Origin of the sequence: Pedobacter suwonensis, assembly GCF_007833675.1 — a bacterium.
In the GTDB taxonomy this organism is placed as follows: domain Bacteria; phylum Bacteroidota; class Bacteroidia; order Sphingobacteriales; family Sphingobacteriaceae; genus Pedobacter; species Pedobacter suwonensis.
In genome coordinates this window covers 1,294,637-1,321,081 of sequence record NZ_CP031708.1, presented here as the reverse complement: position 1 = coordinate 1,321,081, position 26,445 = coordinate 1,294,637, and the positions used below count along the sequence as shown (strand labels likewise).

Sequence of the window (26,445 nt, the reverse complement as noted above, 5' to 3'; positions counted from 1 at the left end):
TAAAAGCGATATAACATGAACATTTTATTTAAAACCGTATTCACCCTTGTACCTGCGACGCTGATGTGTTGTGGAGGCCCGCTATTTGCACAGAACGGGAAATATGTAATCACCGGTAAGCTGCCTGCCGCTAATGAAAAGGTATATCTTGGTCACGAAGCTGGCGACAAATATGTCATCACAGATTCAACCAAAGTTATTAATGGCAGTTTTATGTTTAGAGGAGCGGTTAAACAACCGGGCTTTTATAAACTGGAAAGCAAACACCTTAAAAACCCAATCGTTTTTATATTAGAAAACGCGGCCATCAATGTGTCTAAACCTGATAGTGTATCGCCCGTGGTGATTAGTGGTTCTCCTGCGCACGATGTGTATATGAATTTTTATAATGGCCCATGGAAAACAATCACTGCCAAAGCCGGAGGTATCTACGGAAGACTTGATCAGGCTGAGAAAGCTGGCAAAATGGATACCGCCACCCGTGCAGGCTTAGACAGAGAATTTAGAGCCCTGGATACTTTGAATATCGCAACTGTGAAGCAATACGTTTCCAGGAATCCAAGCTCAGCCGGATCGGCAGGTATCATCTATGATCGCTTCATCAGTTATCCGAATTTCCCGGTAGCTGAAGAATTATATGGGATGCTCACGAAAGAAGCACGGCAATCAGATATTGGCGAACAAATTAGCACCGCAATAAAAACGAATGCGAAAACGGCCAAAGGGAAAGTTGCTCCGGCAATTGCCATGCCTGATAAAGATGGTAAAATTGTGAAGCTTTCTGATTTTAGAGGGAAATATGTACTCGTTGATTTCTGGGCGAGCTGGTGTGGCCCCTGCAGGAGAGAAAATCCAAATGTAGTGGCCGCTTATAAAAAATATCATGACAAAGGCTTTGAAATTTTGGGCGTATCCCTCGATTCTAAAAAAGATGCCTGGTTGAAAGCCATTGCAGCTGATGGCCTCACCTGGACGCATGTTTCAGATCTACAGGCTTGGTCTAACGCAGCCGTGAAGGAATATGGCGTAAAAGCGGTACCAGCAAGCTTTCTGCTTGATCCCGAAGGTAAGGTGGTAGGTAAAGATTTGAGAGGAGAGGAACTGAACAAAACCCTGGCTGGTATTTTCAAATAATAATTACACAAACGCCAGTTTATAAATAGCTGCGGCCCCGGGCTTGCAGCTATTTTTATTTGAAATGAGGTGAATTTTGTTTGCTACATTACAATTTAGAAACCACCGCGAATTATAATATAAAATGTGAGCTCACAATTTTTAAAATTGCCAATCTCAACTGGAATGAACTGGCTAGGAAGTTAGTCAAAACTTAATCTAACAGTTACCAGAAGTCACTGATCTTTTTAAAACCGTATTGATCGATCATTTATTTAGCCATCATCACATTAGCACGATATCATGATAGGAGCCTATCATTCCCAGGCATGTCTTTTTTCCAAATTATATTAGCCTTCTTAGATTATTCTGAACTTTCATGTATCGGTTTCATAATTTCATGGCTACTGAATGTATATATGTTCTTTGCGATTCGATCCATCTGCAAAGTGTCGCCCTTTTTAGGTCTGATCACCAGTCTGGTTGGCTCAATGCTTTTCTCTTCGTTTTACTTCTAAATTTTTATACCTCTCTACCAATGCACTAAATTTTTCTGATATCGAATGATATTGTTCCTCATCAAAATCTTCTAAATAAATTTTCTTGAATTGCATTTTCGCTTTAATGGTCGGGATTTTATGATGATTCGTTTAGTCCGCTATCTGCAAAAACAACCAACTACTTTCCTGAATTTTGCATCGTCTTTTGGTAAAATTCAAAAATAGTACTTCTGGAATGCATTTTTTTTAGAATAAGATATCAATAGAAACAGGTAATCATATTTTATGGATTCTGAAATATCTAAAGCATCTATTTCCAGTTAAGCAATTCTATAGCGGGATAAGCTACCTGATAAACGGGACGATTTCTCCAAATGGAGTGCTGGTTAAACTTCCATAAAGAGACAACAGAAATAATATACCGATTACCAAAAGAAATAAGGGTTTGTATCTAAATTCTTTTTCTTTTTTTACTGTGTATCTGTAATAAAGATAGGTGCTTGTCAGATAAATTGTTGTGAAAACCAACATCATGTAAGTAACAGTCATAATTGTATTAGCTTAAGTTTTTGATGATATTAGATTAAATTTAAAAATCAATTTTTTATGATTTTTATGCTAACTGACATTCGTTGAATATCGTTCATTATTCGTAGGGAACTGAGCTAAATCCGTTTATGCAGGTGCTGTTCAACGCCCCCAAGACAGTTAATGCTCAACAAAAGCGGAGCGGATGATCGTTGGTAATCACGATTAAAATATTTAAAATTTGGAACAATTAATTTAACGTCGGATACCTGACAACTTCTATATCCAGAAATTAGCCACGCAAATGGAATTAAACTGTAAATAAAGGGATTCGCACGTGCTTTAATGCCAATTTTAGCCAGCTTAGGTCAATCAGGTAATCCATAGCGGGACTGCAACTACCATAAATGCCGGAGTTTTAAGGTTTAACTTAGTTTCCCACTTTATTGAAAGCATTGCTCATGATCTTACCTGGGTCGCTATCTTTGAATAATACCATTGGTATTTTGTAGTTTTTGGTATCAGTGGTGCTTGACATATCCTCCTTCATGGTGTTAATATCGGTTTGGGTGTAAGTGCCTTTCAACAAATCAATTTTCTGTTCTGTATGCCCTCCGGCACCCATACTAAAAGCACTAACCTGTGTTAAAATTAAATCTTTGTTGATGTATTGATAAGTACTTTCAATGCTGCCTGCCGGACCGGTTGCCTGCATAGAAATCACCAGTTTTCCACTATCAATCTTAATATTTTCGTAGTCGTAGATGGAGTAACCATTTTCACGGTATTTAGGCTCCACTGCCGAGAACGATTGATCATAGCGTTTATATTTTTCACCTTGTTTAAAAAGTACTAAAGTAGGGCGAAGTGCCGTGCTATCCTGCTGGCTTATGAGTACGATAACTGCATCTTTCAGTCCATCGTTGTTCAGGTCGCCTGTGGCTTCTAAATCTATTTTATAGTTGGCCGGAACAAAATCGTTAATGGTATTACCCGTACCGGGAAAAAAAGGATCTGCACTTGTGGAGTCAGCTTGTTGAGAAAGTTCCGGTTGATTTTTTACAGTATCTGCAACCATTTTTTCCGCTTGCTGTTTTTTATTTTGGCAAGCGATAATTGTTAATGAAATATTAAAAAAGAGTACAAATTTTTGAAGCGGTTTTATCATGATATTTTGATTACTTATGGAGATGTTCTCATTTAAATGTTTACTGATTACGAGGCTTTAAGAGAAATGCTTTATTGTTGCAACACTTTCCTTTTAAAAGCGATGTTTAATATATTTAATCATACTTACTGAAAATTAAATTAGGTTTTTTTTAAAAATGCAGAGGCTTCCACCTTTTCAAATTCTTTCTTACCCTCATCCCATAAATAAGCTTTGTAATAAACTTTTTTGTCTTCCGGATTTTCTTTGCAAATCCCGGCGATAAAAAGCCTGCTTGTTAGGTTGCCGATTGCTCTATCCTCTGCAAAAAGACATGAATTCTCTTCACCCAGCGGCAGGTCGTAGATTTTTCCATCTCTTACATCAATCATAAACCCCATGATACAACTCGCGCCGCAGCCAAATACAGAAACCACATAGTATCCTGCAAAGCTGATTTCGTTGGTTTGGTAAGCTTCCGTAATTCTGGTTTTAAAATCTTTAGCATTGGGGTAGCTTGCCCAGTCTATAGGCGCATATTGGGTTACTTTTGCAGCATCTACATGATATCGTTCGAAATCAACGTGATCATGATCATCAAGCCGGACATCTTCGGGCTTTTCCTTTGGCAGCTGAACTGAAGGTAATGAAGGGGTAGGCGTATCAACGATGACCATTGCTGTACTATCTGCAGGACCAACTTCCACGGCTTCGTTATTACTCTTGGTTACATTGTTACAGGCGTATGTCGTTGCCAAAATACCCAGAAACAGGCAATTGATCAGTTTTGTCATTTTCATAAAAGTTAATGCGGTTTGGATCTAACCAGCAATGTCGATTCTCTTAAATTTTAGGTATTTGCCATCAATAACTGCAAAGCTGTAAATAATATTGTATTCACCTTCGCTTACAGCATTGCCTTCTTCATCTTTGGCATTGTTGGTATAAGCTAAATTTAAACTCAACACCTTACTGGTCTTATTATACTCGGCAATCAGTTGATATTTCGTTTCATTTGTTGTAACTTCTGGCGTCTCATTATAACTTGTTTGGTATAGCTGATCAGCATTAATTTTCAGTAATGTTTTAACAAAATCTGCATTAAAAATTCTGCTATAATATTGTTCCAGGTCTTGTTCGTAAAATAGGCCGGGATTTTCGAATTTGTTTTTTCTTTCCTTTATTTCAGCTTCGGTCAAATTGCATAAACTCCAGATGGAGGCACCATCATCTGCAACCGGGAAATCAAAATATGTTTTGAGCTTTTTGAGATCTTTTGAATAAATGGTTTCTCTAAAATTCTTAAAATCATCTGACCAATCCTTAACTTCGACATCATTTTTTGCTTGAGGTATAAGAATAGTGTCTTTTGCCGCCGTTTGAGAGGTTGATTGGTCTTTTGCCTTTTTTTGCGAGTTATTGCAGGCTGATAATAAAATAAATGCGAGAATTAGATGTATAGGTTTCATAGTAGCGTTTTCAATTTGTTTGTATAGGTTAACGCTAAAAGCTTATAATGGTTTTGACGTAAAGGTGTTGCGGTGGAAAAATTTGCTGCCAGAACCCGGATTGAGCAGAATAGTGCAGACAGTTAGAAATATTAAGTATATTTAATGCCGAATCAGCTATGCAGGAACTTAAAAATTTGATACGTTCCAACGTTTGGTTGGAAGAAGAGGACCTTAATAAGATATTAGGGTGTTTTAATCTGAAAACGTTACAAAAGAGTCAGCTGCTGCTAAAACGTGGCCAGATCGCTTCACACTATTATTTTTTAAACGAAGGAGCACTTCGCTTTTTCTATAACGATGAACAGGAGCTTACTGCCTGGATCGTTCAGCCTGGCGAGTTTTTTGCTGAAATTTCCAGCCTTAATCCAGGGTTACCTTCACGCTTTAATATAGAGGCGGTTGTAGATACTGAACTTTACTGTATCCATAAGAACGATATGGATTCGCTTTACAAACAGATTCCGGCCTGGCAGGAATTTGGACGAAAACTCTGGGAAGGTATGTGTGTGCGTATGATCAGTGAGATCATTAGTTTCCAGACCATGACTGTAGAGGAACGTTACCTGGCATTTCTACAAAAGCCCGGCTTCATGCAATTTATTTCTGTAAAGCAACTGGCTTCTTACCTTGGCATAACACCAAACGCCCTAAGTCGCATCCGTAAAAATCTTCGATAATTGCATTATCTACCAAATGGTAGTTCTATTGACTTTCTATGGGCCTAGCTTTGTGAACTCAATAAGAAAGAACAATGAACAATATTATTTTAGTTGCCGGTGCTACCGGCGATCTGGGAAGCAGGTTATGCAAACACTTACTCAAAAATGGCGCTAGTGTAAGGGCTTTGGTAAGAGAACAAAGTAATCAGCAGAAAGTGAATGAACTGCACGAATCAGGAGTAGAGGTTATAGCGGTTCACTTTGCTGATGAAAAGGGACTGGTGTCGGCCTGTAAAGGTGTTTCCTGCGTAGTGTCGGTACTTGCAGGCTTGCGTGATGTGATTGTAACCGCACAAAGCCAGTTGCTTCATGCTGCCGTAAAAGCGGGCGTTCCCCGTTTTATTCCATCCGATTTTTGTACAGATTTTACTCAGCTACAGTTTGGCGAAAACAGGAATTTTGATCTGCGTAGGGAGTTCCAATCCGTGCTTGAAACCAGTAACATCCGGGCTACCTCGGTATTCAACGGTGCTTTTGCCTATGTTTTGCAGTATAACATCCCACTTTTGGATACCAAAGCGAAGACCATTACCTACTATTCCGGAAAAGCTGATTGGCAGATCGACTTCACCACTATAGAAGATACGGCAGCTTTTACGGCATACGCTGCATTGGATGATAATGCGCCGCGATTTCTCCGCATTGCAGGCTTCCGGTTTAGCCCGAACGAATTGGAAGCGCTGACCGGACGTGTTTTTGGTGAACATTTCAAACTAAAAGAACAAGGCACACTGGAGCAATTCTCGGCTTACATCCAAAAGTTGCGGACAGAAAATCCTGATGGGGAAAATCAGCTATACCCGCAATGGCAGCAGATGCAATATCTCTACAGCATGTTTGCGGCACATCATCATATGCTTGATAATGATCGGTATTCTGGTGTAAGCTGGCAAACCGCAGAAACAACACTTAACGAAATAAATAACAACAAAATAGCGTAATATGGAACAGGTATATAGTGATGAGCAGCTCATAAAACATTGGCCGGGCTTTACCAGCCATGTAATGGAAGTGAACGGAACACAACTGCACTTTGTAGATGGCGGCGGCGAAGGTCAGGTATTGATCTGCCTGCCCGGCTGGCCGCAAACCTGGTATTCTTATCGTTCTGTTGCGCTGCCTTTGGCTGATCACTTCAGGGTTATCGTAGTCGATATTCGTGGTATGGGCAGTTCGGCAACACCGGCATCAGGTTATGACAAAAAAACAATGGCTACTGATGTGTACGAGCTGATGCGCTTATTGGGTATTGGTAGGGCGTATGTTATGGGCCATGATATAGGCGGTATGGTGGCCTGCAGCCTGGCGCATAATTATCCGGAAGTGGTAGAACGCCTGATCCTTGCAGATGGTCTGCATCCTAATGAAGGAATGATGCAAATGAAACTGATGCCGCCTCCTGAAACTTTTGGCGAAAAAATAGATCACCAACAACCTTACACCTGGTGGATGAGTTTTAATCAAGTTAAAGAACTGCCTGAGAAATTGCTGGATGGCCGCTACCGCTACCTGCTCGACTGGCTTTTCGATTACGTGATGGTTGACAGTTCGAAAATGCCTGATTTTGATAGGGAGGTATATGCATACGTTTATAACCAGCCGGCGCGTATACGCGCTTCTAATGGCTGGTACCAGGCTTTTAACCAGGATATAGCCGATGCCAAAAATTATTCGAAGTTAAAGATGCCGGTTTTAGGTATTTCCAGCAATGTTTCGTACGGTTTTTATCAGTATACTTTACCAACGATAGCCGAAAATTATCAACTGCTTAACCTGGAGAACACCGGTCACTATATGTTTGAAGAGAATTCTTCAGGCGTTTGTGAAGCCATCATGGCGTATTTAACAAATAGCAAAGAAGATAACGACTGAATTGCTCCAATAGTAAGTTTTTAACTATTTATTAATCATTTTTTTATAAAAAAAAAGAGGCTGTATCATCTTTGTAAGTTCACATCTATTTCGTTACGTTGAACTTCCAGAAACTTCGGGGAGGCTACCGTTGACAAAATCCGCCACGGATATCGATATCCGTGGTTCCTAATCAAGTCGTGAATGACGATCTTAGTGATATTACATAATCAGGATTTATTTGTCAATCATATATTCTGCGATACAGCCTCTTCTTACCAACTCATAGATTTACATTTGAGGCTTTAAAGAATCGCTTTTTGCGTTATTGCGAGTCAATCTTCATTAGCAGGTCAATTTTGCACAGGTAATGCAGGAATTAACCGGTTATTTTCAGTGATTTAACATATCCATCAGCTAATTGAAAATGATATTTCAAAATAACCGGACTACCCGGAAAGTTTCCTGAAGTTTTCGCTAACAGGATGTTTGCTTCTTCGTCATATCCTACCGGCTCAATAGTAGCGTGATATTCTTTGTTTGCTTTATCAATCCAGCTTTCAATTTCTGCTTTTCCGTTATGGGTTTTGCCTTCATCAAATACTTCTGCATTTTCAGTAAAACAATTGGTGTACGCAGCACTGTCAAATTCGTTTTGTGCTTTTACTAATTCGGAGATCATTTTTGGTAAATTCATCGTATTATATTTTTAAGAGTTTTAAATTGTTGGTACTGTACCGCCGTCTATTATAAATTCGGTTCCTGTTAAATAGCTGGCTCTTGGCGAAACCAGAAAGCCGACCAGTTCAGCTATTTCTTCAGGTTCGGCAGGTCTGCCGAAAGGTATGCCACCCAGGGCATCCATTACACTTTGCTGCGCTTCTGCTAGGGTACTATTTGCATTTCTTGCAATTTCACCCAGCCATGCCTCCGATGCTGCTGTATTGATCCAGCCTGGCGAAACGGTTAGCACCCGGACACCCTTAGGGGCAACTTCGTTCGATAAACTTTTACTATAATTTCTCAATGCTGCTTTTGCGGCGGCATAGGGCAAAGTAGAATCATACAGAGGCAATTTACCCTGTATGGATGCAATGTGAATAATGACACCGCTTTTCCTGTCGATCATTTGTGGCAAAAATCCCCTGTCCAACCGTACCGGCGCAAGCAAATTAGCTTGTAAATTTGATTCCCAATCTTCATCTTTCAATACAGAAAAACCACCGGCCGGTGTTGATGAACCACCAAGGTTATTTACCAAAATATCCAGTCTGCCATATTTAGAATGTACTTCGCTGACTACTTTTTGTGTTCCTTCTGCTGTGCTCAGATCGGAAGCAATAAAATGCATATTGCTGTTTTCTTTTTCAGGTGCATTTCTGGCGCTAATAATCACTGTCGCTCCGGCTTGTAGTAGTCTTTCGGCAATTGCTTTTCCGGCTCCTTTTGTTCCACCGGTTACAAGGACCGTTTTACCCTGAAGTTCATTATTGTAATTAAATTGATTTTCCATTTTTCAGATTCTTTGATGCAAATTTCGCAAGTATCACTTTTTCAGGCAATAACGGAAAACCGAATTGCATAGGGATAATTTTTTCCCCTATTGCACGATTTGGTACATTGCACTAAATTTGTATATGCACGAAAGAAAAATACCTTTGAATTTGAACTGTGGCCTCGACCTGATCGGCGAAGTCCTTTACGGCAAATGGAAAATCCGTTTGCTGTGGTTTATCCATCAGGGGCATTTGAGGCCAAGCCAATTACAGCGTAAAATTCCGGATGCTTCAAGGCGCGTTTTAAATATCCAGTTGAAAGAACTTGAAGATCATGAGCTGGTGACAAAGAAAATTTATGCTCAGGTACCGCCAAAAGTTGAATATTCCCTTACAGATTTTGGTAAAACCTTAGTTCCGGTAATTTCTGCATTAGGATTTTGGGGCGATGAACATGAAAACAGGCTGAGAAGGGTAATTTTAAAAAGAATGGAATCCTCACAAAACCTTTCAGAATATGCTGCGCTGCCATAAGGATCATGAAAAACAAAATAAAGAAGGCTTATCCCATAATTCAATTCCATTAACAATAACATTGGATTTTTAACCTTTCATATATTGACTCCTGATGTATTTGAAGGAAAAAGCCATCGGGTTATCGGTTCCTCCTGTTCTTAGCTATCTTCTATTCTTCCTCAAACTACATATTTTCACTGTACTGATGTACCTTCAAAATGTATCCAAGGCCGTATACATTTTCAATACTCACCTGGTTAGATGCCCGGAAAAGCCGGCGCAGTCTTGAAATGAATACTTCCAGACTTTTTCCATTGAAATAGTCATCATTTCCCCATAAGGATAAAAGCAGGTCCTTTTTTTTAACCACCTGGTTAATATTGCCTGCCAGCTGATCCAATACCTCTGATTCTCTTACCGTGAGGGAAATTTCTTTACCATCGGGCATCAAAACCAATAACTGATCCTTTTGGTACCTGATATCTCCCAGGTTGATATAGTCAGATTTTACAGCAGCTGGTGCTTTTGGATCAGGGGAAAATTTATTGATGATATTTGCGATTCTCAGTACCAGTTCTTCAATTTCAAACGGCTTTGATATATAATCAATGGCGCCAATTTTAAGCCCCCTGAGCCGGTCTTGTTTTTCGCTGTGTGCCGTTAGGAAAAAGAAAGGTTGGCTGGCGTTAATTTTCACTAGTTCAGCAGCCAGTTCAAAACCGTTAATGTCAGGTAGCTGTACGTCAACAATCACCAGCTTGTTGTTAAACGGGTTTGCAGCATAATAAGCTAACGCTTCTGTAGCAGTATTAAACCATAATACGCTAAAGCCACGTAATTTCAGGTATGCTGTGATGACGTTGCCCAGATCCGCTTCATCTTCAATTATTATGATATCATAAGGCATAGGATTGCAGTTTAGTTGATGTTAATCTGATTTACAGGTATGTGTACCAGAAATTCGGTTCCTTGTTCAGGTGTTGTTTTTATACTGATTTTCCAACCGTGGATATCAAGGCATTGTTTTACATAATACAAGCCAAGCCCCAGGCCTGAAACGGTATTGTCTTTAACTCCACGGAAGAATTTATCGAATATTTTTTCTTTCATATCCGCTTCAATTCCCTTTCCATTATCTTTAATATGCAGGGTATAGCCATCCTTGTTTTTTGTGATAAAGATCATTGTTATTTTAACGTCGCTTTGATTGTGTTTAAAGGCATTGTCAATGATATTCTGCAGCATGGTGGTAAACACAAAAGGATCTAGCATCACCAGTATTTCCGAATCGTAAGGATCAAATGTCAGCCTGTCTGGTGCCTGTATTTTTATTTTATAGTCGTTTACCAGCGTTAGCACAATATAGTTGAGATCTGTTTCTTCTAAATTGATATGGTTGTTCATTTCCGATACTCCAAGCATTTGGTTGATGTGGGAGTGAAGTCTCCTGGCTTGTCTCTCCACAATATTTACAAGTGTATTTACACGATTCCGGTCGCTGAGTACCTCATTTTCATGCAGGCTTTTACTCGCCAGCAGAATGGTGGTAATGGGGGTGTTGAATTCGTGTTTGATACTGTTTAGGAAATCGGATTTAATATCCGTTTCTTTTTTCTGCCGCATCCAGTTGATATAGGTGTAATAATTGATGCCTACGATAATCAAGATGCAAAGTGCCACCAGCAAAAACGTAGGCAACATCTGATACGCCACTTTGAGTGTGCGGCCAGGCTGGTCAACAAAAAGGTTAAAGGTTACCCTGTAATTGTAAACCAGGTTACCACTGACAGAAAGATTGGTAATTCTGTTCTGCATCGTCGGATGAGTTAATGTGCCATCTATAATGATACCGAACGGTGTCTTTTGGTCTGCTTTAAAACTGGTAGGGGTATGGTTGTTAAATATGGTGAGGTCTCCGATTTTGGTATCGAAGTTGATGTCTATCTGCTGAAAGGTAAGCAGGTATTGTAAGTTGCTGTCCAGGCCATTTCTTTTTACTATCGATTGGAAAACACTGTCCATCGTACTTTCCTTTTGAAGCTTCTTCAATAAGCTGTTGCTAACGCTTTGCGAAAGTTTAGTAAATTCATTCCGGTTACTGAGGTAAGCATTTTTAAGTGCAGGCATATTTTTAATGAGGATGGAATCGATAATCTTTCCTCCGCCCTTATAAACTTTATCTTCAGCTATACTGCGTCCGTATTCATCATTAATCAGTGTTTTTTCCTTTAAACTATAGTCTCTGTCTCTGAGTACGTAGGAGTTATAGGTTAACCTGAATTGCACAAGAAGCAATATCAGAAAGCTAACCAATACAACTGCCTTATATATCCGATCTTTCATTTTATTCTTTAAAAATAGCCCTATTATTCCATAAATGACATATCGTTAAGCTTTTGTTAGGTTTCTGTTACGTTTTTGTTCGGCAAATTGTTGCGGGGTGGGATGTAGCTTTGACAATGGATCTGGATGACCGTTTAAATCAGGTTATCAAACCATCTAACTCGGGTAAATAGATGCGTGAAGCCTATTATTCGAAAAATTCACAATAACAATTAAACTAAAAAAAAGGAAAAATGACCTTTAGAAGGATTTTATCATCATCACTTATCGTTTCAGCTGTAATAGCGAAGAACCCGGTCAGGGCACAGCAAAAATCAGCCAGCAAACCCCTGGCAGAGCTGCAACAAGATTTCGTTGACCTCGGATTGGGCATGTTTATTCACTACGGTATGCCAACGTTTATGGATCAGGATTGGTCTGATCCGGATGCAGATCTTTCCCTGTTCCAATCGCCAAAACTTGATGCCGATCAATGGGCTAAAGCTGCAAAATCTGCTAATATGACCTATGGTTGCCTTACCACCAAACACCACAGTGGTTTTCCGATCTGGAATACCAAAACAACGGCTTACAACGTCATGAATACACCATTAAAGCGCGATGTGGTAAAAGAATATGCAGATGCTTTCCGAAAAAATGGCTTAAAGGTAATGTTGTATTATTCTATACTGGATACCCACCATGGCATCCGCCCAAATCAGATTACACCCGAAAATGTGAAAATGATTAAAGATCAGATTACCGAACTATTGACCAATTATGGTGAGGTCACCGCCCTGATTATTGATGGATGGGATGCGCCATGGTCGAGGATTTCTTATGATCAGGTACCTTTTGAAGATATTTATTACCTGATTAAATCGTTACAGCCAAATTGCCTGGTCATGGATCTGAACGCGGCCAAATATCCTGCTCAAGCGCTATTTTATACCGATATCAAATCTTATGAACAGGGGGCGGGACAGTTTATTTCAAAAGAAAACAATAAACTTCCGGCGTTGGCCTGTCTTCCGCTGCAAGCCAACTGGTTCTGGAAAACATCTTTCCCTACCACTGCGGTAAAGAACGTACCCGAACTGGTGAACAAATTCATTATCCCGTATAACGGTGCATACTGCAATTTTATTCTGAATGTAGCACCTGGTAAAAATGGTTTAATAGATGATAATGCTTTAACTGCCTTGAAGGAAATGGGGCAACTCTATAAAAAACCTACTGGTATTCCACGTATTCCACCGCATGCTGCTCCGATTATCTCCAGTAATATGGCTAAACATATAAAAAGCAATAGCAGCTGGAGTGACGATATGAACATCATGGATTTTGCCAACGATGATAATTTTGGCTCCAGTTGGTCATCCAATTATACGGTTAAATCGCCTTGGTATGAGTTAAATTTTGAGAAGGCAGTGCCATGTAACATGGTGGTGCTTACCGCTGGAAATAACCAAAAAGCATCCTATCATTTACAATACTATGCAAATGGTCGATGGAATACACTAACCGCAAATAATGAAGGAGAAAAAAAAGTTGCCATTTTCCGGTTCGAGCGGATCTGGTGCGAAAAAATCAAAGTTACCATTACCGATTTCGACAGTCCGCCTGCTATTGCTGAACTAGGCGTATTTAACGAAAGAAAATAAAATGTGCTTAGCCGGATTGGATGTGGTCCGGCTAGGCTTTTAATACGCTAATGGACAATTTTGATACTAAGCTATCCGATACTGTTTCAGGTAGGTTTTCAAGATCTGTCTCGCCTGGTGGATATGGGTTTTTACTGTTCCTAAAGGAATACCCCGCTCTTCAGCAATTTCTTCATATTTATACCCCTCAAAATACCGCTGGAACGGAATCCGGTACTGTTCAGGCAAACTCTTCAATGCTTTTTGGATATCATCCATCACAAACTTTCCTTCAGAAGAAATTTTGGTTGAACTTTTGAGCAGGTTAGGACTTGATAAATCTTCATCCCTGCTAATCACTGAATGCCTTTTCTGAGCCTTACGGTAGTCGTTGATAAAGGTATTCCGCATAATTACATAAAGCCAGCCACGTAAATTGGTGCCTTTATCAAACTTTGCGCAAAATCGAATTCCTTTAATCAGTGTATCCTGCACCAGGTCTTTCGCATCATCTTCATCTTGGGTAAACCGCATCGCATGGGAGAGGAGGGCAATAGCATGCCCATCAGCCGCCCTGCTGAATTCATTTTGATTCATAGTTTTTCAATTAGGTAGATAGGTTATTAAAGAACAGGCTGAATTAAATTATGTTTTGATTAATCTTGAGCAGCATAATAAGCCATAGCAGAATAACAGACCTGTTATAGATCTAAGCATCTGCTTTAGGTATGGCCAGACGGCTTAATGGAACTTTTTTTGTAAAATAAAATGGCGAGCCATAATCATTCAGGTGAATTTAATTCTGTTAACATCTATGTGATTGTTACATTTAAAAATAAATTTGAAGAACATAACAAAACTATTATTGTAGCATACAGGTTTTCTTAATTAAGGCTGCTTACAAACAAAAAATTATTTAAGATGAATGATTGTTTAAAAATATCTTCAATAAATTTGAAGGTTCTTTCAAATGGATTTAATTCCTAATCACTATGATAAAGTCAGCTCATCTGCCTGATCTCTTCACGCTTCAATCCATTTTTGAAGGTATTCAGGATGCCATATATTGTCATGACCTCGAATTTAGAATAACCAACTGGAACCCTGCGGCAGAACGTATGTTTGGCTATAACGCAACAGAGATATTAGGACAGTCTATTTTTCTGCTGATTCCGGATGACAGGCATGCAGAGAAGATAAAGCTGATGCAGGAAATTTTAAATGATACACGTATCAGCCATTTCAGAACCGTCCGGCTTGACTGTTCGGGTAAGAAAATACCTGTTTCCTTAAGCTTTTCGCCGATCAAAAATCAGGATGGGAAAATTATTGGTACGTCGCAAATTGCACACGATATCTCCTTCGAACACCAGGCAGAAGAAAAACAATCCATGCTTGCTGCCATTATAGAAAGTTCTGAAGATGCCATTATCAGTAAAACGCTTGATGGGATCATTACAACCTGGAATAAGGGAGCAGAGCATATTTTTGGTTACACTGAAGAAGAAGCCGTTGGGCAACCGATCAGCATACTTCTCCCTGCCGACCGTTTGAGTGAAGAAGAAGCCATCATTGCAAGCCTGCGGCGGGGTGAGCGGGTAGGCCATATACAGACCATCAGAAAAACAAAAGATGGACGCTTATTAAATATTTCACTCGCAGTATCTCCTATCAAAAACCGCGATGGCGTGGTTATTGGGGCATCGAAGGTTGCCCGGAATATTACCTCTCAAAAGGAATCTGAAAGGTTAATTGCCAAGCACATAGAGCGTTTGGAGCTGTTGAATGTAGTGGGCAGGAGCATCAATGGATCTTTGGATCTTCAGCAGATATTACAGCAGGTAACTGATTCGACAACAAAACTTACAGGTGCAGCCTTTGGGGCATTTTTTTATAATCAGGTTAACCAGAAAGACGAATCTTATTGGTTATATACGCTATCGGGTGTTCCTAAAGAGGCTTTTGCTAACTTTCCGATGCCACGTAACACCACTCTATTTCATCCGACCTTTAGCGGTGCGGGCGTAGTACGATCAGATGATGTTACCCTGGATTCCCGCTACGGCAAAAACGGACCCTTTTTTGGAAAACCATCAGGTCATTTACCAGTGGTGAGTTATCTGGCTGTTCCGGTTAAAACCAAATCAGGCGAAGTCATTGGCGGGTTGTTTTTCGGTCATCAAGATAGGGCCGTTTTTAAAGAAGAACATGAGGAACTGGTGTTAACAGTAGCTTCACAAGCGGCTATTGCCATAGAAAATTCCAGGCTTTTTAAAGAGGTACAGGAACTAAGCGCCAAAAAAGACGAATTTATTGCAATGGCTTCCCATGAATTAAAAACACCAATGACCTCTCTTTTCGGCTTTTTGCAGCTGGCCAACCGTCATGTAGTTGAAGGTGTTTCGAAAAATCTGATTGAAAAGTCGATCAAGCAACTGCAGAAAATGATCGTTTTGGTTACCGATCTTTTTGACGTTTCCAAGATCCAGGCCGGAAAATTACAATTGAACATGGAATGTCTCAACCTGGGCCTACTGGTTCAGGAAATCAAAGAATCTTTTTTACAAGCCCATCCGGACCATAACTTAACTATCGAAATCCTCGAAGAAAGTTTTGTTCATGCTGATCGCATGCGTCTTGAACAGGTACTTACCAATTTATTGAACAATGCAGTTAAATACGCACCTGAACAAAAAACAATTGAATTAAAGGTGCTGCATGTGGATAAAGTGGTACATACATCGGTTAAAGATTTTGGTCCGGGGATTAGCGAAGAAAACCAACGGCACATATTTGGCCAGTTTTATCAGGCTAAGGAAAATAGAGATAGCTCATCAGGGCTGGGCTTAGGGCTTTTTATATCAAAAGATATTATTGAAAGGCATGGTGGCCAAATCTGGGTAGAAAGCAAGCCTGGTAACGGCGCTACCTTTAATTTTTCTTTGCCATTGGCATAAAAATTCAGGCTTGCAGCAGCTGTCCATGGGATTTACTGGATAAAAAATGAGATGGCAATAGAAACGCTAAACCAACATCACGGCGGCAACCATATAGCTAAATGCCTTTTGATAGGCACCCCTGCCGTTGATCAGGTTTTTAACTCTTGTTTGTTGAAATGTTACAAAGTAAACCCAACCGTATAAACCTGTTTCTTATAGGTACTGGGCGACATGCCCGTAAGTTTTTTAAAAGATTTTGAAAAGTAGGAGAGGTTGTCAAAACCGGTTTGTGTTGCAATTTCTGAATAGGCAAGCCGGCTGGTAGCCAATAAATACTGCGCACGTTCGATCCTTTTTTCGAGAATATAACTAACAGGGCGTTGCCCGGTAAAAGTTTTGAATAAACGGGAGAAGTAATCGGGATGCTGATTAATACGTGAAGCTAAACTGGTGACAGATAGTTCCTGGTGCAGATTGACGAGTATGTAACCCACTGTTTCCACGATCTTCGCGGGCCCATGCCGTTCTTCCGGTTTGCGTTGTAATTGTGGTTGGAGCAAGCGTCCCATCAACTGAAGTAGTATTCCCTGCGTTTCCAGGTAGCTGGCTAAACCCTGCATGTTGTTCAGCTCCTGATATTCTTTATAGTAAATGTTTTTCTCATAAATTTTCGGATCATCAGACCGGTTAATACCACGGCCCGGATTTATTTCTAGCAATCGTTTAAAAAGGTCAATATCCATCTGCTTTGCCTTCACTTTCGAAGCATTACGGCTTCGTGCAAAAAGAGAACTCCCATCTACAGACTCTTCAAAAAACTGCACAAAATACTGGCTTAAATATCCGTCGCAATGTAAATTACAAAGGGTAAAACTGGGTATAATATACAGGTATCCAGGTTCAAGTTTTAAAGAACCCGACTGGTCGGATATCTCACCGCTTCCTTCGTCTATATAATAAATCCGGAAATAAGGACTGATGACGTTTAGGTAATTCCATTTTTCCGATAATTTCACATAATCTACATTGAGTAGTGAAAAGGTATTCTGAAGTACTCGCTTAATCATTTTTAAATGTCGGATTTTTACAATAAATAGTCTAATTTATTTAAAAATAGACCGGATAACATGTTTATTTTTGAAAATAGTAACCAGATATAAAAATCGTTATTACACAAATGAGAAAAAAAATATCCATAGGCATTATTGCAATTTCCATGTTGCTAAATGCACAGGCTCAGCAAAAAAACACCAGCCCTGAGCAGGGTAAATTCAAACCTACAGACGAATCTTTAAAGCAGTATCAATACCCCGAGTGGTTCCGTGATGCTAAATTTGGTATCTGGTCGCACTGGGGGCCTCAGGCAGTTCCCCGTCAGGGCGATTGGTATGCCCGGGGCATGTATCTGCAAGGCAATGATCAGAACAAATATCATGTAGCACATTACGGACCACCATCAAAATTTGGTTATAAAGATATTATTCCACTCTGGAAGGCAGAAAAATGGAACCCTGAACAATTGATGGCCCTTTATAAAAAAGCGGGTGCAAAATATTTTGTGAGTATGGGTTCACACCATGATATGTTTTTCTTGTGGGACTCGAAAATCCATAGATGGAATTCCGTTAAAATGGGCCCAAAAAAGGATGTAGTTGGCCTTTGGCAAAAAGCAGCAAAAAAAGAAGGCCTCCGTTTTGGGGTTTCTGAACACCTGGCTGCAAGTTTCAACTGGTTCCAACCCAGCCATGGAGCCGATAAAACCGGACCGTTTGCCGGGATTCCGTATGATGGACATGATCCACAATATTCAGATCTGTACCATTTGCCAGCTGATTCAAGCAACATTAAAGAATGGCTGACCAATAATCCGGCATGGCATAAAAAATGGTTAACCTACGTAACTGAACTGATTGATAATTATCATCCCGATCTGCTTTATTCTGATAGCAAAGTGCCTTTTGAAGAATATGGCCGTAAAATGGTGGCGCATTACTACAACCAGGACCTGGCTAAAAATAAAGGTAAACTTGAAGCGGTTTATACCCCTAAAGAACCTTCTGAAGGTAAATGGGCGCAGGATGTGGAGCGTGGTGTGCTCGATTCGATCAGTCCTTTCCCTTGGCAAACCGATACTTCAATTGGCGATTGGTACTACCGGACAGGCCAACGTTACAAAAGTACAAATGAAATTGCCCAGCTATTGATTGATGTGGTTAGTAAAAACGGAAACCTGCTGATTAATGTGGTGCAAACCCCTGAGGGCGATTTAGAACCTGATGTAATTAAAATTGTAACGGAGTTAGGCGAATGGACCAAAACTTATGGAGAAGGAATTTACGCCACAAGGCCCTGGAAAGTGTATGGAGAGGGACCATCTACTATCAAATCGAACCAGAAAAAAGGAGATTTTGGCGGATTGGCCGATACACGTGATTACCAAGCTACGGATATCCGATATACCACAAAAGGGGGTAACCTTTTTGCGTTTTGCATGAGCATGCCTGAAACAGAGATCAAAATGGAATTATTAGGAAAAAATTCTAAATATCTTGAAAAACCGATTCGTTCGGTTACCCTTCTGGGCAGTAAGGAAAAACTGGACTGCACACAAACCGATGGTGCACTGCTGATCAAAAAGCCTAAGAATTACCCTGCCTGGGCGGTTACAGGATTTAAAATAGAATTTAAAAAATAAAAATGTACTCAATCTTCTTTGATGGAAAATAAGCGCTCCACGCTGGCGGTAATATTAATTACCTCACTGTTTTTTTTATGGGGATTTGCCCATAATCTTGACCCTATATTAATTCCGCATTTAAAACGTTCATTTACGCTAACCACGGTACAGGCTACGCTTGTAGACTCGGCGGTTTTTATCGCCTATTTTGTAATGGCGTTGCCGGCAGGTATCATCATGAAAAAATACGGCTATAAAAGTGGGATAATAATTGGCCTTTTGATATTTTCAGTAGGCTGTTATTTGTTTTTGCCTGCGGCCCAGGTACAATCCTACAATTTCTTCCTGGCTGCACTTTTATTATTGCATGCGGACTCACTATTCTGGAAACAGCAGCAAACCCCTATATTACCTTGGTTGGAAAACCGGAAACCTCTACTTTCAGACTAAATCTTGCCCAGTCTTTTAACGGGCTTGCGGCTTCACTTGCACCAATCATTGGCGGTAAACTGATCTTGGTAGAGGGCGTATCAGATAGCGCGCTTGCAAAAATGGATCTGGCTACTCAAAAATCGGTACTGGCATCAGAAGCTACCTCTGTACAGGGACCATATTTTGTGTTGGGGACCATATTGGTTATTTTGGCTGCTGTATTTTATTTTATCAAATTACCCGATATCAGAACAAATAATGAAGGGACGGCTAAACAAAGTTTTTGGCAGGTTTTTAAACATAAACATTTATCGTGGGCAATAGCTTCGCAGTTTTTTTATGTTGGCGCACAGGTATCTGTATTTAGCTTGTTTATTCTTTATGCAACCAAATCAGCGGGTATTACAGATAAAGAGGCAACTTATTACTTAGGTGTTTGTGGTTTTGCATTTCTGACCGGACGTTTTTTTACTACTTTCCTGACGCGCTTTTTTAAGGCCCAATATTTATTGGTTACCTATGCCTTTATCAGTGCATTGCTTTGTTTTGTTGCCATCATGGCTTCTGGCATCACAACGGTGTATGCCGTTATTGGCATTTGTTTTTTTATGTCGGTGATGTTTCCTACTATTTTCTCTCTGGGCATTAAAGACCTTAAAGAGGATACCGAACTGGGAAGTAGTTTGATTATTATGTCAATTGTGGGTGGCGCAATATTACCACGTTTTTTTGGATATTTGAGTGACGGAACGGGAAATATCCAGAATGGATATTATGTGCCCCTGGTTTGTTTTGTTGTGATTATGCTATTTGGCTTAATGGGGCAAAAAACAACAAGAAAAGACATTATTAATCAACCGAATGAAATTTTATAATTAAAAATGAAAAGATACTGTTTAGCCCTAGATCTGGTAGACGATGAAAAACTGATCGCAGAATATGAAGCGTACCATGTTAATGGATGGCCTGAAATTAAACGTAGCATCATCGACTCGGGCATACTGGATATGCAAATTTACCGTGTTTCCAACCGCCTGTTTATGATTATGGAAACAGAAGATGATTTTAGCTTCGACAAAAAGGCACTGATGGATGCCTCCAACCCGAAGGTAGAGGAATGGGAAAAGCTGATGTGGAAATACCAACAGGCATTGCCATTTGCAAAGCCCGGAGAAAAGTGGGTACTAATGAAAAATATATTTCAGTTAAATGCTTAACGAAAATAAACAGCAAGAGCCGGTACTAAATTTGCCTCCGGTTGTTTTCGGAACCAGTAGTTTGGGAAATCTTTATCAGGCAATAGATTATAATGTTAAACGGGAAGTTGTAAAAGCCTGTGTAGACTCATCAAAACCAGTTGCCTTTTTTGATACGGCAGGTAAATATGGGGCAGGTCTCGCATTAGAATCGCTGGGGAAATGCTTGGCGGATTTGAAGGTAGATCCTCAACAGGTAGTCATTAGCAATAAGCTGGGCTGGTACAGAACACCGCTTTTAACTCCCGAACCTACATTTGAGCCCGGTATCTGGAAGGATATTGAACATGATGCGGTACAGATGATCAGCTACGATGGGATATTAAAGTGTTTTGAGCAAGGTAACGAGCTTCTGGGCCGTTACAAGGCACAGATGGTGTCGGTACACGATCCCGACGAATATCTTATTGCAAGCGAAGGTGAGGAAGATTATAAAGAACGTTATCAACGGATTCTTGATGCTTACATGGCTTTGGCTGAACTAAAATCTGCCGGCTTAGTTTCTTCCATCGGGGTAGGTGCAAAAGATTGGAAAATTATTCAGGCTATTGCGGCAGATGTTGATCTTGACTGGGTGATGATTGCCAACAGCTTAACCATCAAATCGCATCCCCCTGATCTGATCGCATTTATAGAAGAGCTAGACCAGAAAAATATTAAAGTAATTAACTCGGCCATATTTAATGGCGGCTTTTTAACCGGCGGAGATTTTTATAATTACCAGCCGGTTGATGGCAATACTTTGACGGGGAAAGCGCTTTTGGCCTGGAGGGATAAGTTTTATCAGGTTTGTAAAACGTTTGACGTACTTCCTGCTGAGGCCTGTTTTAGTTTTTCTGCAGGTTTTCCCGGCGTAAAAAGCATTGCTTTAAATACCACACGGCCTGAAAAGGTGGCTGTTAATGCTGCGATGGCCCAAAAAGAAATTCCTGCCGGGTTTTGGCAGGAAATGAAAACACAGGGATTAATTGAATTTTTATAATAAGGATGAAAGCATTAGTTTGTAATACACCAGGAGAATTTACCTATATCAATAAAGAAATGCCATCAGTTGAAGACGGGATGGTATTGCTCAAAATGAGGAGACTGGGAATTTGTGGCACCGATTACCACGCATTTGAAGGTACACAGCCATTTTTCGAATATCCAAGAATCCTCGGCCACGAAATTGCTGCCGAGGTAGTAGAGGCTGGGGCAGGAGCAAACTTTAAAACCGGAGATCTGGTTACCATTAGTCCATATTTTTATTGTGGAAAGTGCATTGCATGCCGAAGCGGCAGAACCAATTGTTGTGTAAATATTAAAGTTTTCGGGGTTCATATAGATGGCGCCATGCAAGAGTATATCACGGTTCCTGCAACTGCAATTGTTAGTGGGGAAGGATTAACTGTAGATGAACTTGCGCTGATAGAGCCATTGGCCATAGGAGCGCATGGCGTTGGCCTGGCGCAGTTGAACAAAGGCGACACCGTGGTGATACTCGGCGCCGGACCTATCGGTTTGGGGACTATTGCCTTTGCCAAAATAAGTGGAGCTGAGGTTATCGTTATTGATGTAAATGATAACAGGTTATCTTTTTGCAGCGAGCGTTTCGGTATCACACACACCATAAATCCATTAAAAACCGATGCTGTAGAGCAATTATCAAAAATTACCGATGGAGAAATGGCGAAAGTGGTAATTGATTGTACCGGAAACTTAAATGCCATTAACAATGCGTTCAAATTTTTGGCACATACCGGTAAATTTATCATGATAGGCCTTCAGAAAGGTACGATTGAAGTGGTACATCCTGAGTTTCATAAGCGTGAAGCGGTACTGATGAGCAGTAGAAATGCCTTGCCGCATGATTTTGCCTATGTGATTGATTGCATTAGAAAAGGGCTGGTTAAACCGATAGATTTTATCACCCATAATGTACCATTTACGAAAGTAAAAGAAAAGTTTAATCATTTGCTGCAGGCCAATGAATCGCTGATCAAGGCATTGATCAGTTTTGACGAATAACGTCAGGTATTTAATTTGAAAAGAAATTCCAGTAATTAAAGAGCAGGACTAGTTTTGTATATCAAATCTAGTCCTGTTTTTTTATAATATGATATCGTTTTCTTATCACCGTTTTCTGTTTAACCCTTAATTTCAAGCTTATATCCCTTAGCGCGGACCACAGTAATATTGATGTTTGGATCAGGTGCCAGTTTTTTTCTCAGTTTTGATATAAACATATCCAGGCTACGGCCAACAATAATCCCTTCATCTTCCCATATTTCTTTTTGCAGCCGGCTTCTCTCTATGGTTTCGTTAGGAGACTGGGCGAAGATGAGCAGTAATCTTGTTTCCGTACCAGTTAACGCTATTGTGTCTTCATTTAGGGTGAGCTTACGGTTTTTAGCATCAAACAGAACTGAACTTAAAGTTATCAGGTCATTATGTTCATCATCATTGGGTAAAGCCTTTCTGGGTTTAACCGATCTAAAGAAAATAAAGCCAACAAAAGCTAAAAATGGCAGGCTACCGAGCAGATACCCATTCTTTTTGGTGATTATGCCTGTAGGTTTCAGTTGAATGTTGATCATATATTGTGCTTTTGGTTGTTTTCTTCCTATGCAGGCTATAATTTCATCTTTTTTGTTGTGGGCTATTGCGTAGCCATAAACAGTGCTTGAATCGTTAATATTCAATACTTTAACCACGTAGTCATCTGTCATTGGATCATTTGCTAGCAAACGTTTAGTCGTATTCACCAGGGTGATGGGGTTGAAACTAAATTCATGCTCAAACTGAATTTGATATTCATTTTTCGCAACCTTTTTTATCGGAAGCACCCTGGATATACTATCGCCCGATTGTAAAAGTAGTTCATCTCCGATGCGACGAAATAAAACCTCTCTTCTTGAAAGATGAAAATCATCATTATCCGAAATACTGAAAGCCGCAAAAATCATGATGAAAGATAAAAGCAATAATGCCCCAAAGAGGTACATGCCTTTACCCGTGAAGAGGTTTTGACTAAGTTGCATAATGTCAATGTTTTATTTACAAAGTTTACATTTTTATTTACAATCCTGCTTCTTCAGACGGATAAATATCAAAGTAAGTTTGTTTCATTAATTTTTAAAAAGATATGGAAAATAAACAAAAAGCCTTAAACAAATCTGATTTATCAGCAGATAGATCGATGATGATCAAACCTGCAAAAAAAAGGAACAAAATGATGTATGTTTTGATTTTGCCGCTGGTGGTGGTAAGCGGATTAGTATTTGCTAACCGTGAAATTAAAAATGAGAGCAAAATGCTAAGCTCAAAACCCCTTTCTGCTGCTCAAAGTGATGCCGAGAAGAAAAAATGGGTGGTTAGCCCTGATGGTATTAAATTTAAGAAATGGGAATCGTCACCTACAGGAAAAAATGTACATGTCAGTGCTGCTAAGATAAGAAAAGATATAAATGAATTTACAGATATGGAAGCCGTGGTAACGGCATTAACGCTTCCGCCCGGATCAAGATTGGGGTTCGGTGTAATGGCCCGCATTAATGGTGCCGATTACATTGTAAATTTTGAGGCAGAAAAGTCTCAACTTGCACCATTGTATAGCTTAAAGATTAACGATAAGATCATGGTCAGAAGCCGTAATATGTCATACGCACCTAAGTATTCATATCCAATAGTATCTGCTGAATATGTAGAACGGGATAATAAGGTAATTTTTAAACGTTTACCCCGCAAAGGTGGTTGCTAAGCAAATTAATAACGTCGTAAATTTAATGAGGCTATTATAGCCTGTTATAAGGTTGATAACAAGTTATGCCTTCAAGAAGAAAATGGAAAGGAAGTATCTAAACTTTCTTCCATTTTCTTACTCATAAGTTTTATCGATCAAAAACGAGATGGCATTTTCAATTTCCGATCGTCCATCTGCACTTTTAAGGTTCAATCCACAAAATGTACAATCGTTCGTGGTGGCGTAAATGTCAAGGTAGTAAATTCCGGAAATCAGCAAGGCAATAATGGCACGGTATCTTTTGGCATTTTTATCGAAATGAGGATCAGTAATGCCTTCAAATAAGCGCGCTCCGTTTTCTTCGCGATCGTTCGCCAGTTTTTTTAAGGATCTACGGTTGTCTAATAATCCCCAAAGTAGAATTTTCTGGATATTTTTATTCTTGAAAACATAATCGAATTGAGAGAGAAGCATGTCTTTAGAAAATTTTTTTCCTCCGTCCTTTATCACAGCTCCACCCGATTCATCTTTTACATTGCTCCAAAAATCCTGTGATCGGATGTATTCATCAATCAGACCGTCCTTCCCACCAAAATAGTTATAGATTAATTTTTTGTCCAAACCTGCAGTACGTGCAATATCATTGACCTTTAGGCCTGAAAAACCTTTGGTATGCAGTATTTTTTCTACCGCATATAAAAATTTCTGTTTGCTTTTTTCTTTGTTCCTAAAAGGTTTGGCTTCTGTTTCCTCTTCCATATCATTTAAATAACCAACGGGAAAATTACATAATCATTTTAAATATTTTTATCACCAATTGGTGATATGTTGTATATTTGTCTAGTCGGGGCGATTGGCAAAAGAATGACGAAGCGCTCTGCAAGACCCAAACTACATTAATCTGAGCAAACGATATGAAAAAGGAAACTTCCATTTCGGCAATACCTGTAGAAGAATTGTATAAAAAGAAAAAAAGTTTGCAGGGTGCACTGCTTGGGCTTGGCCTGGTATTGCTCGTTGCTACTGCAATTATCATCTATCTGGCCTTTTCATCTAACATGCCCAAAGTACTGATGATCGTTCCGTTTTGCAGTTCGCTAACATTATTGCCAGCTTTTATCAGCTTGTCGCAGATTAATACTGAACTTAAAAACAGAAACGCCAAATCATAGCCAGCCATGTCAACAGATTGCCTGAATTGTGGCGCTCCGGTGATGCAGAATTACTGTGCAAACTGTGGGCAAAAGTCTACTACACATCGTTATTCCATTAAACACTTTATTGAACATGATTTTATTCATGGGGTTTGGCATGTAGACAAAGGCATTTTATTTACCCTGAAAAGCCTGTTCACCCGGCCGGGGCACAGTGTCCGCGAATACATTCAGGGCAAAAGGGTTCCTTATTTTAGTTTTATTACGCTCATCCTGCTCATTCTGACGGTATCAGGTCTCATAGCGCCCTATGCACATGGCAATATGTCCGATCTGATGCCTAAGAGTGGCAAAGCAATGATGAACGATCTCGAGAAATTTATTTCTCATTATCCCAAACTAGTACTCATTATCACGATTCCTGTTTATTCGTGCTTCAGTTTAATCTGGTTTCGAAAAGCGAAGCTTAACTTCTCAGAACACCTGGTTTTAAACTCGTACCGCGTAATTGTGGAAATGATTATCGGTCTGCTTGTTTCTGTCCTGACCATATTCTATCATAATACCCAGGTGCTGTTATTTCTATACTTCGGTGTATTAAGCTTTTTAGGTCTTTTCTATAGCATTTGGTTTTATTATCAGTTTTTTTCGGCCTTTAACTATCGTAAAATCGCTTTGATTTTAAGAAGCATCCTCGTTCCGGTATCGTACAGTTTACTTGCCCTTCTACTTGGCATTGTTTACGCTGTCATTGCAAAACGTTGATTTTAACAGGCGAATACCGTTGAATAAGGAGTTTTATATTTCATTTACTAATAAAATAGGTGCTTAATTCGATTTTTTTGGCCCGGATCTGGCGTTGCGTGGTATAAAAAAAAATTGATTAGGTGTGCAAATGTATCGAACCAGGTTTTGCAGGC

27 protein-coding genes are annotated in these 26,445 nt (G+C 39.8%); 16 read left to right on the top strand and 11 right to left on the bottom strand.

Annotation, left to right across the window (positions count from 1 at the left end; translation table 11 throughout):
• Positions 1 to 15 precede the first annotated feature (15 nt).
• Positions 16 to 1,134 carry a TlpA disulfide reductase family protein gene (locus DV942_RS05240; protein WP_090982008.1) on the top strand — a complete coding sequence of 373 codons (1,119 nt, stop codon included), beginning with the start codon at positions 16 to 18 and terminating at the stop codon, positions 1,132 to 1,134.
• Between the two features lie 1,437 nt (positions 1,135 to 2,571).
• Here DV942_RS05240 and DV942_RS05230 read toward each other — a convergent pair.
• From DV942_RS05230 to DV942_RS05220, 3 genes are all read right to left on the bottom strand, one after another.
• Positions 2,572 to 3,309, bottom strand: coding sequence for a hypothetical protein (locus DV942_RS05230; RefSeq protein ID WP_145855829.1), 738 nt, complete (start codon positions 3,307 to 3,309; stop codon positions 2,572 to 2,574).
• Positions 3,310 to 3,449: 140 nt separating this feature from the next.
• Complete coding sequence (locus tag DV942_RS05225; protein ID WP_145855827.1) at positions 3,450 to 4,088, bottom strand: hypothetical protein; 639 nt, start codon at positions 4,086 to 4,088, stop codon at positions 3,450 to 3,452.
• A 21-nt stretch (positions 4,089 to 4,109) separates the two neighbouring features.
• Positions 4,110 to 4,757 carry a hypothetical protein gene (locus DV942_RS05220; protein WP_145855825.1) on the bottom strand — a complete coding sequence of 216 codons (648 nt, stop codon included), beginning with the start codon at positions 4,755 to 4,757 and terminating at the stop codon, positions 4,110 to 4,112.
• A gap of 158 nt (positions 4,758 to 4,915) precedes the next feature.
• Between DV942_RS05220 and DV942_RS05215 the strand changes: the two genes are divergently transcribed.
• The 3 genes from DV942_RS05215 to DV942_RS05205 all read left to right on the top strand — a co-directional run bounded on the left by DV942_RS05215 (position 4,916) and on the right by DV942_RS05205 (position 7,390).
• Entirely contained in the window at positions 4,916 to 5,476 is a 561-nt protein-coding gene (locus DV942_RS05215) for a Crp/Fnr family transcriptional regulator (RefSeq protein ID WP_145855823.1), read from the top strand.
• Between the two features lie 74 nt (positions 5,477 to 5,550).
• The gene (locus DV942_RS05210; RefSeq protein ID WP_145855821.1) at positions 5,551 to 6,459 is read left to right on the top strand and encodes an NmrA family NAD(P)-binding protein; all 909 of its coding nucleotides are present in this window, start codon (positions 5,551 to 5,553) and stop codon (positions 6,457 to 6,459) included.
• 1 nt (position 6,460) lies between these two features.
• Positions 6,461 to 7,390 carry an alpha/beta fold hydrolase gene (locus DV942_RS05205; protein ID WP_145855819.1) on the top strand — a complete coding sequence of 310 codons (930 nt, stop codon included), beginning with the start codon at positions 6,461 to 6,463 and terminating at the stop codon, positions 7,388 to 7,390.
• A gap of 358 nt (positions 7,391 to 7,748) precedes the next feature.
• On the opposite strand, the gene DV942_RS05200 is transcribed toward DV942_RS05205, so the two are convergent.
• Both DV942_RS05200 and DV942_RS05195 read right to left on the bottom strand, forming a co-directional pair.
• Entirely contained in the window at positions 7,749 to 8,066 is a 318-nt protein-coding gene (locus DV942_RS05200; RefSeq protein WP_090982029.1) for a hypothetical protein, read from the bottom strand.
• A gap of 21 nt (positions 8,067 to 8,087) precedes the next feature.
• Complete coding sequence (locus tag DV942_RS05195) at positions 8,088 to 8,882, bottom strand: SDR family oxidoreductase (RefSeq protein WP_145855817.1); 795 nt, start codon at positions 8,880 to 8,882, stop codon at positions 8,088 to 8,090.
• A 124-nt stretch (positions 8,883 to 9,006) separates the two neighbouring features.
• Here DV942_RS05195 and DV942_RS05190 point away from each other — a divergent pair, with 124 nt between their 5' ends.
• Entirely contained in the window at positions 9,007 to 9,399 is a 393-nt protein-coding gene (locus tag DV942_RS05190; RefSeq protein ID WP_145855815.1) for a winged helix-turn-helix transcriptional regulator, read from the top strand.
• Positions 9,400 to 9,565: 166 nt separating this feature from the next.
• On the opposite strand, the gene DV942_RS05185 is transcribed toward DV942_RS05190, so the two are convergent.
• Together DV942_RS05185 and DV942_RS05180 are read right to left on the bottom strand one after the other, a co-directional pair.
• Entirely contained in the window at positions 9,566 to 10,288 is a 723-nt protein-coding gene (locus DV942_RS05185) for a response regulator transcription factor (RefSeq protein WP_145855813.1), read from the bottom strand.
• An 11-nt stretch (positions 10,289 to 10,299) separates the two neighbouring features.
• Complete coding sequence (locus DV942_RS05180; protein ID WP_145855811.1) at positions 10,300 to 11,724, bottom strand: sensor histidine kinase; 1,425 nt, start codon at positions 11,722 to 11,724, stop codon at positions 10,300 to 10,302.
• 233 nt (positions 11,725 to 11,957) lie between these two features.
• Between DV942_RS05180 and DV942_RS05175 the strand changes: the two genes are divergently transcribed.
• Complete coding sequence (locus DV942_RS05175) at positions 11,958 to 13,367, top strand: alpha-L-fucosidase (RefSeq protein WP_145855810.1); 1,410 nt, start codon at positions 11,958 to 11,960, stop codon at positions 13,365 to 13,367.
• Between the two features lie 66 nt (positions 13,368 to 13,433).
• Here DV942_RS05175 and DV942_RS05170 read toward each other — a convergent pair whose 3' ends face one another.
• Positions 13,434 to 13,943 (bottom strand): RNA polymerase sigma factor, encoded by a 510-nt coding sequence (locus DV942_RS05170; protein WP_090982041.1) that lies wholly within the window; start codon positions 13,941 to 13,943, stop codon positions 13,434 to 13,436.
• Positions 13,944 to 14,338: 395 nt separating this feature from the next.
• Between DV942_RS05170 and DV942_RS05165 the strand changes: the two genes are divergently transcribed.
• Positions 14,339 to 16,303 carry a sensor histidine kinase gene (locus tag DV942_RS05165; protein ID WP_145855808.1) on the top strand — a complete coding sequence of 655 codons (1,965 nt, stop codon included), beginning with the start codon at positions 14,339 to 14,341 and terminating at the stop codon, positions 16,301 to 16,303.
• Between the two features lie 161 nt (positions 16,304 to 16,464).
• On the opposite strand, the gene DV942_RS05160 is transcribed toward DV942_RS05165, so the two are convergent.
• A complete protein-coding gene (locus DV942_RS05160; protein WP_145855806.1) occupies positions 16,465 to 17,352 on the bottom strand; it encodes a helix-turn-helix domain-containing protein in 888 nt (295 codons plus the stop codon).
• A gap of 110 nt (positions 17,353 to 17,462) precedes the next feature.
• On the opposite strand from DV942_RS05160, the gene DV942_RS05155 reads away from it, so the two are divergent.
• Genes DV942_RS05155 through DV942_RS05135 form a run of 6 tightly spaced genes read left to right on the top strand, consistent with a single transcriptional unit; the run spans position 17,463 to position 22,657 of the window.
• Positions 17,463 to 18,980 (top strand): alpha-L-fucosidase, encoded by a 1,518-nt coding sequence (locus tag DV942_RS05155; protein ID WP_145855804.1) that lies wholly within the window; start codon positions 17,463 to 17,465, stop codon positions 18,978 to 18,980.
• 21 nt (positions 18,981 to 19,001) lie between these two features.
• On the top strand, positions 19,002 to 19,412 hold the full coding sequence (locus DV942_RS23755) for an MFS transporter (RefSeq protein ID WP_244950832.1): 411 nt from the start codon (positions 19,002 to 19,004) through the stop codon (positions 19,410 to 19,412).
• Positions 19,322 to 20,269, top strand: a complete 948-nt coding sequence (gene gluP, locus DV942_RS05150) for a glucose/galactose MFS transporter (protein WP_244950883.1) — start codon at positions 19,322 to 19,324, stop codon at positions 20,267 to 20,269. Before DV942_RS23755 ends, gluP begins: the two co-directional genes overlap by 91 nt.
• Positions 20,270 to 20,275: 6 nt before the next feature.
• Complete coding sequence (locus DV942_RS05145) at positions 20,276 to 20,611, top strand: L-rhamnose mutarotase (RefSeq protein WP_145855802.1); 336 nt, start codon at positions 20,276 to 20,278, stop codon at positions 20,609 to 20,611.
• Entirely contained in the window at positions 20,604 to 21,632 is a 1,029-nt protein-coding gene (locus DV942_RS05140; RefSeq protein ID WP_145855800.1) for an aldo/keto reductase, read from the top strand. The genes DV942_RS05145 and DV942_RS05140 overlap by 8 nt, the downstream gene beginning before the upstream one ends.
• Positions 21,633 to 21,637: 5 nt before the next feature.
• A complete protein-coding gene (locus DV942_RS05135; protein ID WP_145855798.1) occupies positions 21,638 to 22,657 on the top strand; it encodes a zinc-binding alcohol dehydrogenase family protein in 1,020 nt (339 codons plus the stop codon).
• A gap of 119 nt (positions 22,658 to 22,776) precedes the next feature.
• On the opposite strand, the gene DV942_RS05130 is transcribed toward DV942_RS05135, so the two are convergent.
• Complete coding sequence (locus DV942_RS05130; protein ID WP_145855796.1) at positions 22,777 to 23,670, bottom strand: winged helix family transcriptional regulator; 894 nt, start codon at positions 23,668 to 23,670, stop codon at positions 22,777 to 22,779.
• Between the two features lie 104 nt (positions 23,671 to 23,774).
• Between DV942_RS05130 and DV942_RS05125 the strand changes: the two genes are divergently transcribed.
• On the top strand, positions 23,775 to 24,389 hold the full coding sequence (locus DV942_RS05125; protein WP_244950831.1) for a hypothetical protein: 615 nt from the start codon (positions 23,775 to 23,777) through the stop codon (positions 24,387 to 24,389).
• Between the two features lie 117 nt (positions 24,390 to 24,506).
• On the opposite strand, the gene DV942_RS05120 is transcribed toward DV942_RS05125, so the two are convergent.
• The gene (locus DV942_RS05120) at positions 24,507 to 25,130 is read right to left on the bottom strand and encodes a TetR/AcrR family transcriptional regulator (RefSeq protein ID WP_145855795.1); all 624 of its coding nucleotides are present in this window, start codon (positions 25,128 to 25,130) and stop codon (positions 24,507 to 24,509) included.
• 155 nt (positions 25,131 to 25,285) lie between these two features.
• Here DV942_RS05120 and DV942_RS05115 point away from each other — a divergent pair, with 155 nt between their 5' ends.
• On the top strand, positions 25,286 to 25,543 hold the full coding sequence (locus tag DV942_RS05115) for a hypothetical protein (protein WP_145855793.1): 258 nt from the start codon (positions 25,286 to 25,288) through the stop codon (positions 25,541 to 25,543).
• Positions 25,544 to 25,549: 6 nt separating this feature from the next.
• Complete coding sequence (locus DV942_RS05110) at positions 25,550 to 26,290, top strand: DUF3667 domain-containing protein (RefSeq protein WP_090982063.1); 741 nt, start codon at positions 25,550 to 25,552, stop codon at positions 26,288 to 26,290.
• Positions 26,291 to 26,445: the final 155 nt, after the last annotated feature.

Coding starts and splice junctions, on each gene's coding strand:
- DV942_RS05125 (WP_244950831.1), top strand. CDS start 23,775: ATGGAAAATAAACAAAAAGCCTTAAACAAATCTGATTTATCAGCAGAT.
- DV942_RS05165 (WP_145855808.1), top strand. CDS start 14,339: ATGATAAAGTCAGCTCATCTGCCTGATCTCTTCACGCTTCAATCCATT.
- DV942_RS05240 (WP_090982008.1), top strand. CDS start 16: ATGAACATTTTATTTAAAACCGTATTCACCCTTGTACCTGCGACGCTG.
- DV942_RS05115 (WP_145855793.1), top strand. CDS start 25,286: ATGAAAAAGGAAACTTCCATTTCGGCAATACCTGTAGAAGAATTGTAT.
- DV942_RS05145 (WP_145855802.1), top strand. CDS start 20,276: ATGAAAAGATACTGTTTAGCCCTAGATCTGGTAGACGATGAAAAACTG.
- DV942_RS05110 (WP_090982063.1), top strand. CDS start 25,550: ATGTCAACAGATTGCCTGAATTGTGGCGCTCCGGTGATGCAGAATTAC.
- DV942_RS05205 (WP_145855819.1), top strand. CDS start 6,461: ATGGAACAGGTATATAGTGATGAGCAGCTCATAAAACATTGGCCGGGC.
- DV942_RS23755 (WP_244950832.1), top strand. CDS start 19,002: ATGGAAAATAAGCGCTCCACGCTGGCGGTAATATTAATTACCTCACTG.
- DV942_RS05190 (WP_145855815.1), top strand. CDS start 9,007: ATGCACGAAAGAAAAATACCTTTGAATTTGAACTGTGGCCTCGACCTG.
- DV942_RS05160 (WP_145855806.1), bottom strand. CDS start 17,352: ATGATTAAGCGAGTACTTCAGAATACCTTTTCACTACTCAATGTAGAT.
- DV942_RS05135 (WP_145855798.1), top strand. CDS start 21,638: ATGAAAGCATTAGTTTGTAATACACCAGGAGAATTTACCTATATCAAT.
- DV942_RS05220 (WP_145855825.1), bottom strand. CDS start 4,757: ATGAAACCTATACATCTAATTCTCGCATTTATTTTATTATCAGCCTGC.
- DV942_RS05155 (WP_145855804.1), top strand. CDS start 17,463: ATGAGAAAAAAAATATCCATAGGCATTATTGCAATTTCCATGTTGCTA.
- DV942_RS05200 (WP_090982029.1), bottom strand. CDS start 8,066: ATGAATTTACCAAAAATGATCTCCGAATTAGTAAAAGCACAAAACGAA.
- DV942_RS05170 (WP_090982041.1), bottom strand. CDS start 13,943: ATGAATCAAAATGAATTCAGCAGGGCGGCTGATGGGCATGCTATTGCC.
- DV942_RS05225 (WP_145855827.1), bottom strand. CDS start 4,088: ATGAAAATGACAAAACTGATCAATTGCCTGTTTCTGGGTATTTTGGCA.
- DV942_RS05140 (WP_145855800.1), top strand. CDS start 20,604: ATGCTTAACGAAAATAAACAGCAAGAGCCGGTACTAAATTTGCCTCCG.
- DV942_RS05185 (WP_145855813.1), bottom strand. CDS start 10,288: ATGCCTTATGATATCATAATAATTGAAGATGAAGCGGATCTGGGCAAC.
- DV942_RS05195 (WP_145855817.1), bottom strand. CDS start 8,882: ATGGAAAATCAATTTAATTACAATAATGAACTTCAGGGTAAAACGGTC.
- DV942_RS05215 (WP_145855823.1), top strand. CDS start 4,916: ATGCAGGAACTTAAAAATTTGATACGTTCCAACGTTTGGTTGGAAGAA.
- DV942_RS05180 (WP_145855811.1), bottom strand. CDS start 11,724: ATGAAAGATCGGATATATAAGGCAGTTGTATTGGTTAGCTTTCTGATA.
- DV942_RS05120 (WP_145855795.1), bottom strand. CDS start 25,130: ATGGAAGAGGAAACAGAAGCCAAACCTTTTAGGAACAAAGAAAAAAGC.
- DV942_RS05210 (WP_145855821.1), top strand. CDS start 5,551: ATGAACAATATTATTTTAGTTGCCGGTGCTACCGGCGATCTGGGAAGC.
- DV942_RS05175 (WP_145855810.1), top strand. CDS start 11,958: ATGACCTTTAGAAGGATTTTATCATCATCACTTATCGTTTCAGCTGTA.
- DV942_RS05230 (WP_145855829.1), bottom strand. CDS start 3,309: ATGATAAAACCGCTTCAAAAATTTGTACTCTTTTTTAATATTTCATTA.
- DV942_RS05130 (WP_145855796.1), bottom strand. CDS start 23,670: ATGCAACTTAGTCAAAACCTCTTCACGGGTAAAGGCATGTACCTCTTT.